16 protein-coding genes are annotated in these 10,243 nt (G+C 58.3%); 9 read left to right on the forward strand and 7 right to left on the reverse strand.

The features are described 5' to 3' along the window. Positions 1 to 135: 135 nt before the first annotated feature. The 4 genes from PY649_RS18470 to PY649_RS18485 form a co-directional block, all read right to left on the reverse strand. Positions 136 to 480, reverse strand: a complete 345-nt coding sequence (locus PY649_RS18470) for a cupin domain-containing protein (RefSeq protein ID WP_285870047.1) — start codon at positions 478 to 480, stop codon at positions 136 to 138. A gap of 216 nt (positions 481 to 696) precedes the next feature. Next, on the reverse strand, positions 697 to 909 hold the full coding sequence (locus tag PY649_RS18475) for a GDCCVxC domain-containing (seleno)protein (RefSeq protein WP_285870048.1): 213 nt from the start codon (positions 907 to 909) through the stop codon (positions 697 to 699). A gap of 7 nt (positions 910 to 916) precedes the next feature. Further along, the gene (gene merP, locus PY649_RS18480) at positions 917 to 1,192 is read right to left on the reverse strand and encodes a mercury resistance system periplasmic binding protein MerP (protein WP_285870049.1); all 276 of its coding nucleotides are present in this window, start codon (positions 1,190 to 1,192) and stop codon (positions 917 to 919) included. Between the two features lie 12 nt (positions 1,193 to 1,204). Further along, a complete protein-coding gene (locus PY649_RS18485; RefSeq protein WP_285870050.1) occupies positions 1,205 to 1,552 on the reverse strand; it encodes a mercuric transporter MerT family protein in 348 nt (115 codons plus the stop codon). A gap of 10 nt (positions 1,553 to 1,562) precedes the next feature. Between PY649_RS18485 and merR the strand changes: the two genes are divergently transcribed. Further along, the gene (merR, locus tag PY649_RS18490; RefSeq protein ID WP_285870051.1) at positions 1,563 to 2,039 is read left to right on the forward strand and encodes a mercury resistance transcriptional regulator MerR; all 477 of its coding nucleotides are present in this window, start codon (positions 1,563 to 1,565) and stop codon (positions 2,037 to 2,039) included. 39 nt (positions 2,040 to 2,078) lie between these two features. Here merR and PY649_RS18495 read toward each other — a convergent pair whose 3' ends face one another. Then, positions 2,079 to 3,362 (reverse strand): O-acetylhomoserine aminocarboxypropyltransferase, encoded by a 1,284-nt coding sequence (locus tag PY649_RS18495; RefSeq protein ID WP_285870052.1) that lies wholly within the window; start codon positions 3,360 to 3,362, stop codon positions 2,079 to 2,081. A 169-nt stretch (positions 3,363 to 3,531) separates the two neighbouring features. Beyond that, positions 3,532 to 3,960 (reverse strand): CoA-binding protein, encoded by a 429-nt coding sequence (locus tag PY649_RS18500; protein WP_120703816.1) that lies wholly within the window; start codon positions 3,958 to 3,960, stop codon positions 3,532 to 3,534. A 112-nt stretch (positions 3,961 to 4,072) separates the two neighbouring features. Here PY649_RS18500 and PY649_RS18505 point away from each other — a divergent pair, with 112 nt between their 5' ends. Together PY649_RS18505 and PY649_RS18510 are read left to right on the forward strand one after the other, a co-directional pair. Further along, positions 4,073 to 4,402, forward strand: coding sequence for a hypothetical protein (locus tag PY649_RS18505; protein ID WP_285870053.1), 330 nt, complete (start codon positions 4,073 to 4,075; stop codon positions 4,400 to 4,402). Between the two features lie 838 nt (positions 4,403 to 5,240). Beyond that, on the forward strand, positions 5,241 to 6,077 hold the full coding sequence (locus PY649_RS18510) for an EamA family transporter (protein WP_285870054.1): 837 nt from the start codon (positions 5,241 to 5,243) through the stop codon (positions 6,075 to 6,077). An 84-nt stretch (positions 6,078 to 6,161) separates the two neighbouring features. Here PY649_RS18510 and PY649_RS18515 read toward each other — a convergent pair whose 3' ends face one another. Beyond that, the gene (locus tag PY649_RS18515) at positions 6,162 to 6,317 is read right to left on the reverse strand and encodes a hypothetical protein (RefSeq protein ID WP_285870055.1); all 156 of its coding nucleotides are present in this window, start codon (positions 6,315 to 6,317) and stop codon (positions 6,162 to 6,164) included. Between PY649_RS18515 and rplM the strand changes: the two genes are divergently transcribed. The 6 genes from rplM (at position 6,316) to argC (ending at position 10,172) form a co-directional block, all read left to right on the forward strand. Then, positions 6,316 to 6,780 (forward strand): 50S ribosomal protein L13, encoded by a 465-nt coding sequence (gene rplM / locus PY649_RS18520; protein WP_028753977.1) that lies wholly within the window; start codon positions 6,316 to 6,318, stop codon positions 6,778 to 6,780. The two genes, PY649_RS18515 and rplM, sit on opposite strands and share 2 nt — an antisense overlap. A 2-nt stretch (positions 6,781 to 6,782) precedes the next feature. Further along, on the forward strand, positions 6,783 to 7,250 hold the full coding sequence (gene rpsI / locus PY649_RS18525; protein ID WP_285870056.1) for a 30S ribosomal protein S9: 468 nt from the start codon (positions 6,783 to 6,785) through the stop codon (positions 7,248 to 7,250). A gap of 205 nt (positions 7,251 to 7,455) precedes the next feature. Further along, positions 7,456 to 7,728 carry a hypothetical protein gene (locus tag PY649_RS18530; RefSeq protein ID WP_285870057.1) on the forward strand — a complete coding sequence of 91 codons (273 nt, stop codon included), beginning with the start codon at positions 7,456 to 7,458 and terminating at the stop codon, positions 7,726 to 7,728. 70 nt (positions 7,729 to 7,798) lie between these two features. Then, a complete protein-coding gene (locus PY649_RS18535; RefSeq protein WP_285870058.1) occupies positions 7,799 to 8,176 on the forward strand; it encodes an antibiotic biosynthesis monooxygenase family protein in 378 nt (125 codons plus the stop codon). Beyond that, a complete protein-coding gene (speB, locus tag PY649_RS18540) occupies positions 8,157 to 9,110 on the forward strand; it encodes an agmatinase (RefSeq protein WP_285870059.1) in 954 nt (317 codons plus the stop codon). Before PY649_RS18535 ends, speB begins: the two co-directional genes overlap by 20 nt. A 135-nt stretch (positions 9,111 to 9,245) precedes the next feature. Next, positions 9,246 to 10,172 carry an N-acetyl-gamma-glutamyl-phosphate reductase gene (argC, locus tag PY649_RS18545; RefSeq protein WP_285870060.1) on the forward strand — a complete coding sequence of 309 codons (927 nt, stop codon included), beginning with the start codon at positions 9,246 to 9,248 and terminating at the stop codon, positions 10,170 to 10,172. Positions 10,173 to 10,243: the final 71 nt, after the last annotated feature.

Consider the following 10,243-nt stretch of genomic DNA (forward strand, 5'->3'; position numbering starts at 1 on the left):
ACAGTTTGGTGAAAGGCCGGTGACACAACTTGCGGCAATGAAAACGGCTATTTTTGCCGGCCGGCTGACCAATGCCTACGCGCCTCCAAACGGCGCCGGTCATCCTGGTTTGATTCGACCGGCACTGCCGCGCTTTCAGAGGCGAATCACATAATCCTTTCGAGTCGTTTCAATGACTTCCCAGGTTCCCCTGAAGCCGGGCCTGAAGATCATCCGATCGCCGGCGCGCAGGTGAAAAACCTCGCCGTTTTCACCGGTTACCACCGAATAGCCGGAAAGAATGTGGAAGTATTCCCACTCGTCATAGACGATCTGCCATTTTCCTGGCGTCGCCTCCCATATGCCGGCATAGAGCCCGCCGCCGGCTTCATCGATATTCCAGGTGCGGAACTTCGGCGCACCGGAAACGATGCGATCGTCGGCCGGAGCACCGGCTTCGGGCTCGATGCCGTCGGTGTCCAATCGTAAATATGCCGTCATAAATCTCCCGTCCCGAACTCGAAACGCTCCCTTGTCAAATGTAGTTCTTCACATACGTCTGATACCACACCTATTGATTTTTCGAGGAAACTTCGACGGCCCCGTCATATGCGTTTTGCGAGTTCATCGCATAGCTTCAAGTCTCGAGAGGTCAGTATCTCGGGCTGCAAATCGCCGAATTGATCCGAAGATTGCGTTCTCAGTTCTTCCCATCGCCTATCGGCAACATCCGAGCTGTTGTTGAACCGAAGGACATTTCACCGAACCGAACGAGCAAAACACGCAGCAGTCTCCAGGCTCGGGACGCAGCAGCGTCTTGCAGTTGGTGCATTCGTAGAAGAACTGGCAGGCGTCTGTAGGCATCGTTTCCTCGCGGGCGAAGCCGCAGCGCGGACAGGTCAGCACGGATTCGAGAATGACGGAGGTCATCACGCCCTCATTGGTGTGTCGTGGAGGGATAGCCGGCGTTGGTAGTCGCCTGCATCAGTTCCTCCGGCTTGGTCTTGTCTGGGTCGTAAATGACGGTCGCCGTTCTCCTGTCGAAATCGACCTTTACGGCACTCACGCCGGCCACCTGTTCGAGCGCCTTCCTGACCGTAATCGGGCACAAGTTACAGCTCATGTTCTGGACGTCGAGCGTGATGGTTCGGGGTTCAGCGGCCAGCGCCACAAGCGGCATGACGGCGGTCGCGGCTATCAACAATTTGCGCATGGAAGATACCCTTCAATAGAGTAACGGCACAAGCCACGGCACAGCCAGAAGACCGAGCAGTACTGCCGAAACAATCCAGAATGTGAGCCGACGCCGCTTGATCGTGCGCGGATCGACGCAGGGCGTATCGGGCGCACAGACCTGCGGCACCAGGTAAAGCTGGCGGAAGGCGAGCCCAAGGAACAGAAGCGTCAGACCGACAAAGAGGGGCCGAAATGGCTGCATCGCTGTCAGGCTCGCCACCCATGAGCCGCTGATGCCAAGTGTCAGAAGTACAAATGGAACAACACAGCACACCGACGCGCCGATGGCTGCCAATGCACCGGCGACCAACGAGCCTTTCCCGGTCAGTTGAAGCATTTCGAATTCCTTGAAGCTGCTTGCTCAAGTGGTATTCTACGCTCCGTACCCAAGTACGGAATCAAGAGCCAAACGGTTGGCAAAGCTGACTATCGGCAAGCTGGCGGAAGCCGCAGGAGTGAACATCGAAACGATCCGCTACTACCAAAGACGCGGCTTGCTGGATGAACCGGCCAAGCCTCCGCGCGGTCATCGATGCTATTCAAGCGAACAGGCCAGGCGGGTGCGCTTCATCAAGCGCGCGCAGGCGCTGGGCTTTACGCTATCGGAAGTTGGGGCGTTGCTCGCGCTCGACCGGGCGTGCGCTTGCAACGATACGCGTGCGCTTGCCGCGCGTAAGCTAACGATGATCGACCAGAAGATCACCGACCTTGCCGCAATGAGGCAGGCGCTGGCCGGACTGGTTCAGCAGTGCGACGCGGTGGACGCCGAGGCCGCATGCCCGATAATCGATGTGTTGTCGGCAGGCGATGTCCGGTTGGGCTGAGCCTCAACCAGACGTGAAAGGTGGACAACCCCTGCTTCATCAAACATTTGCCAACGCCTGTTCGAGATCGGCGATGATGTCCTTGACGTCTTCAATGCCGATCGACAGGCGCACGACATCGGGGCCGGCGCCGGCGGCGATTTTCTGCTCGTCAGTGAGCTGCTTGTGCGTCGTCGAGGCGGGATGAATGACCAGCGAACGCGTGTCGCCGATATTGGCGAGATGGGAAAAGAGCTGCAGGCCCTCCACCAGTCCCTTGCCCGCTTCATAGCCACCCTTCAGCCCGAAGGTGAAGACAGCACCCGCCCCTTTGGGCGAATAGCGCTGCTGCAGCGCATGGTTCGGATCGTCCCCCAGGCCGGCATAATTCACCCAGGCCACCTTATCCTGCTCCTTCAGCCAGCGGGCGACAGCGATCGCATTGTCACAATGGCGCTGCATGCGTAGCGGCAGCGTCTCAATACCCGTAAGAAGCAGGAAGGCATTGAACGGGGAAATGGCGGGGCCGAGATCGCGCAGACCGAGGACACGGCACGCAATCGCGAAGGCAAAATTGCCGAAGGTCGCGTGCAGCACGATGCCGTTATATTCCGGCCTCGGAGTCGAGAGCATCGGATAATTGCCGGAAGCCGACCAGTCGAAGGTGCCGCCGTCGATGATCATGCCGCCCATGGAATTGCCGTGGCCGCCGATGAATTTGGTCAGCGAATGCACGACGACGTCGGCGCCATGTTCCAGCGGCCGGATGAGATAGGGACTGGCCATGGTGTTGTCGACAATCAGCGGCAAGCCGTGCCTACGGGCAACCGCGGCAATCGCCTCAATGTCGACGAAAGTGCCGCCGGGATTGGCGAGGCTTTCAATGAAGATGCCACGGGTGCGGCTATCGATCTGCACCTCGAATGAGGCTGGATCGGCAGGGTCGACCCAGCGCACATGCCAATCGAAATTCTGGAAGGCTTGACCGAACTGGTTGATCGAGCCACCGTAGAGCCTTCTGGCGGCGACGAAATTGTCGCCCGGCTGCATGATGGTGTGAAAGACGATCATCTGGGCAGCATGGCCCGAAGCAACGGCGAGGCCGGCCGTTCCGCCTTCGAGGGCGGCCACCCGCTCCTCGAGCACGGCCTGGGTCGGGTTCATGATGCGCGTATAGATATTGCCGAACTGCTGCAGCCCGAAGAGCGCGGCAGCATGGTCCGTATCCTGAAAGACGAAGGAGGTTGTCTGATAGATCGGTGTCGCGCGGGCGCCGGTCGTTGGGTCCGGCTGCGCCCCGGCATGGATCGCCAGCGTATCGAAACCTGGATTGTTTGTCGGCATGCCATCTCCTCCCGCCAATATTATTGTGACAAGAGGATCATAGCGTCCCGGGTCTGAAAGTTAACCGCGAACTTTGCCAAGCTTTTGCGCGTGTTGAAAAAAACTGCCCATTTTCCGCAAATTCACGCGACGAGTGGACAGGCTTGGCAGCCAGACGCGGCCGCCTTCTTCAGGCGACCAGCCGCGGATATTCGATGGCCGGGCAGCGGTCCATGACGACCTTGACGCCGGCCGCTTCCGCTCTTGCGGCGGCAGCATCGTCGCGCACGCCGAGCTGCCCCCAGATGACCGGTGGGCGCGGTTCGATCATGATCGTCTCTTCGACTACCGATCTGAGATATTCCGGTGCGCGGAAGACGTCGACCATGTCGACAGGTTCGGGGATATCAGCCAAGTGGCCGAAGACCCACTGGCCGAGGATCTCCTTACCGGCCTGTCCGGGATTGACGGGAATTACCCGATAGCCTCGCGCCAGCAGATAGGCCATGACACCGTTGCTCGGGCGCGCCGGATTGGGTGAGGCGCCGACGAGAGCGATAGTCCGTACGGATAAAAGAATATCAGCGATATAAGAATCGTCATAACGGTCATGGTTCATCACAAGGCCTCCCGTTCGATCACACTTGCGTTTTGCCACTATTCCGGAAACTCCAGCCGTGGCTTTTGCGTATATATATTCCATTATAACAATTTCAGGGAGGATTGCCCCGATGAAAAAAATCGTGCTGCTCGGCCTGCTGATTGCGTCGGCCGCGACGCCGGCACTGGCGATCTCGCGTTATAATTCCATGTCTTTCACCTGCGGCCAGGCCAAGGCGATCATTGACCGCGAACGGGCGGTGATCATGCGCCATCCATCCAGCAGAGTGCGCAACATGACGCTTTACGATCGTTTCGTTTCAGACAGCAATGCCTGTGATTCCGGCTACTATGCCTATCAGGATTATTTGCCGACCAAAGATAGATCCGATTGCCCTGTCTATACCTGCCGGCCGTCGACGGACTTCGACCGTCATGATTTACTGCTTATCCCGCATTGACGGCAGTCCGGTAAGACAGCGTGCCACCGGCGGTTTTGCGCGCCGGCTTTTGGCCTGTCGTCTCGATGGTGTGGTTGATGGTCTTGTCGCGCCGAATAGCTTCTCCCGCGCGATTTTGGACCCGCCTTCCAAAGCGCTTCGAAACGACCCTGTTCCGAACCGGGTGGCCAGGTTCTCATGAAATGCAATTTTTGTTCACCATTTATTCGGAAGTTAATTAGAGAAGCCTCATGATGAACTGCTAGAACCGCATGAAATTTTTGACAGAAATCGCAATTTTCTACAGCAGACATCGGTGTCTATTGTCTTTATGTCAGTATTCTTAAGAAGCCACCGCGAAAATACCAATCCTGGACAGGAGATACCCCTCCGTGACCTTTGCCGATATCTCGGTTCGACTGCGGCCTTTCGCACTGCAGTACGGCAATTCATAATCCATTTGAGGTAAATCAGGCCCCTCGGAATCACCAAATTGGGCTATGCGTTGGCTGGTGCTAACCACCCCAATATATTCTTAATCATGTTATTCGAATAACATTCTATAGCGCTTTGGATGTTATCATCATATTTCCTGTCATACGTTCCCCCGGCATGCAATTTTTGTTCTCGCTTCATTCCCGCATCAATTAGAAACATCTTATGGTTGAGCGACAATTCAGAACAAACAGGGAACAATGAACCTATGCTTATCCATTTATTTTGCCGCAACGGCAGCTACCACCAAAAGCTTATAAGTCCGCACATGTGTTGCTTTCTGGAGCATTGAGGATCAAATGGCGGCGGCATTTCCACAAATCCGCTAGCTTTTAACCGTCGCCACCCAATTTCCGAGGTTTTTGTGTCCCTTGACGTCATCGCTCTCGTTCTCTTCGGTGCCTTGCTGCACGCGACCTGGAATGCGATCATCAAGGCCGGAACGGACAAGTCCCTGGATGCCGCGCTGGTTGCAGCCGGCGGTGCGGTCACTGCCCTGCCCTTCCTGGCGTTTCTGCCGTTGCCGGCTTCCGCCGCCTGGCCCTTCATCGGCGCATCGGCGATCCTGCAGTTCGCTTATTTCCAGTTGGTGGCGGCCGCTTACCGCGCCGGCGACATCGGCCTCGTATACCCACTGATGCGTGGGGTCGCTCCGCTGATCATTGTTTCGACCAGCGGCTTCATCCTCAGAGAATCGCTTTCGGGCGGAGCGCTGATCGGCACTATGACCATTTGCGCCGGCATATTGACGCTCGCGTTCGAGGCGCGAAAGGGCGGCCGGCAGGCGATCATCCTGGCGCTTTCCAATGCCGTGGTCATCGCCACCTACACCTATGTCGACGGCGTCGGTGCCCGGATATCCCGCAATTCCATTTCCTACACGCTCTGGATGTCGCTCTTGCCGCCAGTGCTTTTGTTTGCCTGGGCGATCTCGCGGCGTGGCATTAATGCCGTCGCCGCCCATGTCCGCTACAACTGGTGGCGCGGCCTGGTTGGCGGCGGCGGCTCCATCGCCTCCTATGGCCTTGCGCTGTGGGCCATGACCAGGGCGCCGGTCGCCACGGTGGCGGCGCTGCGCGAAACCTCGATCCTGTTTGCGCTTGTGATCTCGGTGGTCGTTCTGAAGGAGCGCTCGAGCGTCTGGCGCTATGTGGCTGGCACCATTATTGCAGCCGGCGTATTGGCTATGAAGCTGGCCTGAAGGCGAGAAATATGGGGTATCAAAATACCATATATTTAACACATTGATTTTAAACATGAATTTTTCCGTCTATCAAATCCTGTGTTATTGACCTTCTTGCTCATTGCCTTTATAAGCCGCGCCAGATCGCAGCCTTTCCGGGCTGCTTTCTTTTTGGCGCACCTTTCGCTCGCCAAACCAAGCAACAAGAAACGCCCTGATGCCTTCGGGTCCAGGGTCCCAAAAGAGAGTATTCAACATGGCAACCTTCTCCCAGAAGCCTGCAGAGGTGGAGAAGAAGTGGGTTCTCATCGACGCCGAAGGGCTGGTCGTTGGCCGTCTCGCTTCTATCATCGCAATGCGTCTGCGCGGCAAGCATAAGGCTACCTTCACGCCGCACGTCGACGACGGCGACAACGTCATCGTCATCAATGCCGACAAGGTCGTCTTCACCGGCAAGAAGTACGAAGACAAGGTTTACTACTGGCACACCGGTTATGCCGGCGGCATCAAGGAGCGCACCGCTCGCCAGATCATCGAAGGCCGCTTCCCGGAGCGCGTCCTCGAGAAGGCTGTCGAACGCATGGTTCCGCGCGGCCCGCTCGGCCGTCGCCAGATGAAGAACCTGCGCGTCTACGCCGGCTCTAACCATCCCCATGAAGCACAGCAGCCGGTCGTTCTCGACGTGGCCAAGCTGAACAAGAAGAACGTAAGGAGCGCCTGATAATGGCTGATCTCTCTTCCCTGAAGGATCTCGGCACGACGTCGGAAGCTGCTGCTCCGGTTCACGTCCGCAAGGTCGACTCGCTCGGTCGCTCCTACGCGACCGGCAAGCGCAAGGACGCCGTCGCCCGCGTTTGGGTCAAGGCCGGCTCCGGCAAGATCATCGTCAACGGCAAGGACTACACGGCATACTTCGCCCGTCCGGTTCTGCAGATGATCCTGCGTCAGCCGATCGTCGCTGCTGCCCGTGACGGCCAGTTCGACATCATTGCAACCGTTGCCGGTGGCGGTCTCTCCGGCCAGGCCGGTGCCGTTCGCCACGGCCTGTCCAAGGCTCTGACCTACTTCGAACCGGGCCTGCGCTCGGTCCTGAAGAAGGGCGGCTTCCTGACGCGCGACAGCCGCGTCGTCGAACGCAAGAAGTACGGCCGTGCCAAGGCACGTCGTTCGTTCCAGTTCTCCAAGCGTTAATCGCTTATCCGAGATCGGATTTTGGAAAGGCCGGGTTTTGCCCGGCCTTTTTTTGCTATGCGCGGTTGTCAGAACGGCGCCGTCTTGACCCCAGCCCTCGGCCAAGGCTGATCATCATCGGCACCCAGATGTGTTAGCGCTTCTTTGCCTTGTCTCCATGCGATCGACTATAAGGAAACGGGACAGCAACCACAGAGGGGCGGACATGAGATCGACGGCATTGGGCTTGATCTCTTTGCTGGCGTTTGCATCGCTCAGCGCAACCGCTGCTTTTTCAGCGGATGCCGCAACGACGAACGAGACGGCACCGGCGCCCATGCAAAGCATGCAGGACTTCATGCAGGCCAACCCGGACTGCCAGCAATTTACCGACCAATGTTCGATCTGTGCCGTTGTCGACGGAAAGGCGCAATGTTCAACGCCGCAAATCGCTTGCGTGAAGCAGGCCTATCAGTGCACGGTCCCGCCAGGCAAATAGACGCCAACTGATCGCGCTTGCATTCCGTGCCTGCCGTCCCCTAATTCTCTTCGTCACCAGGAGACACGCCATGACCGACGGCAGAGCATCGCCTTTCGCGGCAACACCGCAGCCGCCCTACTACATCGTCTCATTTTCTTCCATCCGCACGGAGGGCGATCATGGCTATGGCGCCATGGGGGAGAAAATGGAGACGTTGGCGCTGGCGCAGGACGGCTGCTTCGGTCTCGAGAGTGCCCGACGCGCCGATGGCTTCGGCATCACCATTTCCTTCTGGCGGGATGAGGAAAGTATTCCGGCCTGGAAGAACGTCGTCTCTCATATGGCCGCTCAGAAACTCGGGCGCGAACGCTGGTACGAGCAATATCAAGTCCGGGTCGCTCGGGTCGAGCGGGCTTATGGTTTCCATGCGAGTGAAGGAGAATCCCTTGCCGAGCACGTCGATTGATCACGCCTTTACTGCCGCCAGCCTGACGTCGGCGGCCAGCGACCCGACGTTTGCGGGCGCGCTCTCCTTCATGCGCCGGCGCTTCACCAAGTCGCTCGAGGGCGTCGACGCCGTCGTCTGGGGTATTCCCTTTGACGCCGCGACTTCCAACCGGCCGGGAACGCGCTTCGGGCCGCAGGCGATCCGCCGCGCTTCCGCGATCTTCGACAATGATCCGCAATATCCCTTCCATCGCGATCTCTTCGCTCAGATGGCGGCCATCGACTACGGCGATTGCCTGCTCGATTACGGCAATCATCAGGAGACGCCGGCTGCGATCGAGCGGCAAGCGAACACGATCCTCGATAGCGGCGCCTTTTTGCTGACGCTCGGCGGCGATCATTTCGTCACCTGGCCATTGCTGAGGGCACATGCCGCAAAACATGGCCCCTTGGCATTGGTGCAGTTCGATGCGCATCAGGACACCTGGTTCGACGACGGCAAACGCATCGATCATGGCTCCTTCGTCGCTCGTGCGGCGCGCGACGGTCTGATCGATCCGGACCGCTCCATCCAGATCGGCATCCGTACGCATGCGCCCGAGGATTTTGGCATCCAGATTCTCTATGGACATCAGGTCGAGGATATGAGCGCCTCAGAGATTGCCTCGACGATCATCTCCCACACGAGGGGCGCACCTACCTATCTGACCTTCGATATCGACTGCCTCGATCCCGCCTATGCGCCAGGCACGGGAACGCCCGTGGCCGGCGGCCCCTCGAGCGCGAAAATTCTCTCGACGCTGCAGCGGCTGCATCAACTCGACATCAGGGGCGCGGATGTCGTGGAGGTATCGCCGGCCTATGACCATGCCGATATTACCGCCATTGCAGGGGCGACGGTGGCGATGTATATGCTCGGTCTCCACGCCGAACGGCGCGCGGCAGGTCGCTAAAGTATAATCTCGAAAAATATGATGCGCTTTTCGCAGTAGATCATGTTCACTCGAAAACAGCCGTTATCATTTTGAATCAACTTCATGGCAAACTGAGTCCGGAAACACTCCGAACCGATTGAAAGAGCAGGAAAAATGGCACCGAAAATCTTCATCGACGGCGAAGCTGGAACGACGGGTCTGCAGATCCGTGAGCGTTTGGCTGCGCGCCGCGATATCGAGATTCTGTCCATTCCCGCCGAGAGCCGCAAGGACAAGGCGGTGCGCGCGGAGCTTCTCAATGCTGCCGACATCGCCATCCTCTGCTTGCCGGACGAGGCGGCCAAGGAAAGCGTCAGCCTGATTGCCAATGACACGACACGCGTGATCGACGCCTCGACCGCCTATCGCGTTGCCGAAGGCTGGGCCTATGGCTTTCCCGAAATGAGCAAGGACCAGGCTGCAGTCATCGCCAAAGCCAAGCGAGTGGCTAACCCCGGTTGCTGGCCGCAGGGGGCAATTGCCACGCTTCGCCCGCTGGTCGAGGCCGGGCTCGTCGCCGCGGACTATCCGGTCACCGTTCACGGGATTTCCGGCTACAGCGGCGGCGGACGCTCGATGATCGAGGATTATCAGACGAAAGGCGAAGACGCTCCGGAATATATGCCCTATGGCCTGACGTTCAATCATAAGCATCTGCCGGAACTCAAGGCCTACGCCAAGCTTTCGCGCATCCCGCTGTTTCAGCCGATTGTCGGCAATTTCGCGCAGGGCATGGTCGTTAACGTGCCGCTGCAGCTTTCGGTGCTGTCGACAATCCCCAAGGGCGCTGAATTGCACGCGGCTATCGCCGATTACTATGCGGGGCAAAAGGGCGGCTTTGTCGAAGTCGCGCCGTTCGACAATCCTGAGCGGACGCCCGAGCTCAATCCGGAAATCTACAACAACACCAATCGCATGCGGCTGCATGTCTTTGCCAATGATGACAAGGCACAGGCCATGCTGGTCGCTGTCTACGACAATCTCGGCAAGGGTGCATCGGGAGCCGCGGTCCAGAACATGGACCTGATGCTGGGCGCCTGAGGCTTCAGCCCAATCGACATCTGCAAAACTGAACGAGCCCAGCCGATCGCCTCATCCAGGGCGATCGGCTG

The organism is Rhizobium mayense (genome assembly GCF_030272705.1).
Lineage (GTDB): Bacteria > Pseudomonadota > Alphaproteobacteria > Rhizobiales > Rhizobiaceae > Rhizobium > Rhizobium mayense.

Bases quoted from the DNA above. Each gene is read 5' to 3' on its own strand.
- PY649_RS18485 (WP_285870050.1), bottom strand. From the start codon at position 1,552: ATGCTTCAACTGACCGGGAAAGGCTCGTTGGTCGCCGGTGCATTGGCA.
- rpsI (WP_285870056.1), top strand. From the start codon at position 6,783: ATGGCTGATCTCTCTTCCCTGAAGGATCTCGGCACGACGTCGGAAGCT.
- merP (WP_285870049.1), bottom strand. From the start codon at position 1,192: ATGCGCAAATTGTTGATAGCCGCGACCGCCGTCATGCCGCTTGTGGCG.
- rplM (WP_028753977.1), top strand. From the start codon at position 6,316: ATGGCAACCTTCTCCCAGAAGCCTGCAGAGGTGGAGAAGAAGTGGGTT.
- PY649_RS18505 (WP_285870053.1), top strand. From the start codon at position 4,073: ATGAAAAAAATCGTGCTGCTCGGCCTGCTGATTGCGTCGGCCGCGACG.
- PY649_RS18475 (WP_285870048.1), bottom strand. From the start codon at position 909: ATGACCTCCGTCATTCTCGAATCCGTGCTGACCTGTCCGCGCTGCGGC.
- PY649_RS18515 (WP_285870055.1), bottom strand. From the start codon at position 6,317: ATGTTGAATACTCTCTTTTGGGACCCTGGACCCGAAGGCATCAGGGCG.
- argC (WP_285870060.1), top strand. From the start codon at position 9,246: ATGGCACCGAAAATCTTCATCGACGGCGAAGCTGGAACGACGGGTCTG.
- PY649_RS18500 (WP_120703816.1), bottom strand. From the start codon at position 3,960: ATGAACCATGACCGTTATGACGATTCTTATATCGCTGATATTCTTTTA.
- PY649_RS18535 (WP_285870058.1), top strand. From the start codon at position 7,799: ATGACCGACGGCAGAGCATCGCCTTTCGCGGCAACACCGCAGCCGCCC.
- PY649_RS18470 (WP_285870047.1), bottom strand. From the start codon at position 480: ATGACGGCATATTTACGATTGGACACCGACGGCATCGAGCCCGAAGCC.
- PY649_RS18530 (WP_285870057.1), top strand. From the start codon at position 7,456: ATGAGATCGACGGCATTGGGCTTGATCTCTTTGCTGGCGTTTGCATCG.
- PY649_RS18495 (WP_285870052.1), bottom strand. From the start codon at position 3,362: ATGCCGACAAACAATCCAGGTTTCGATACGCTGGCGATCCATGCCGGG.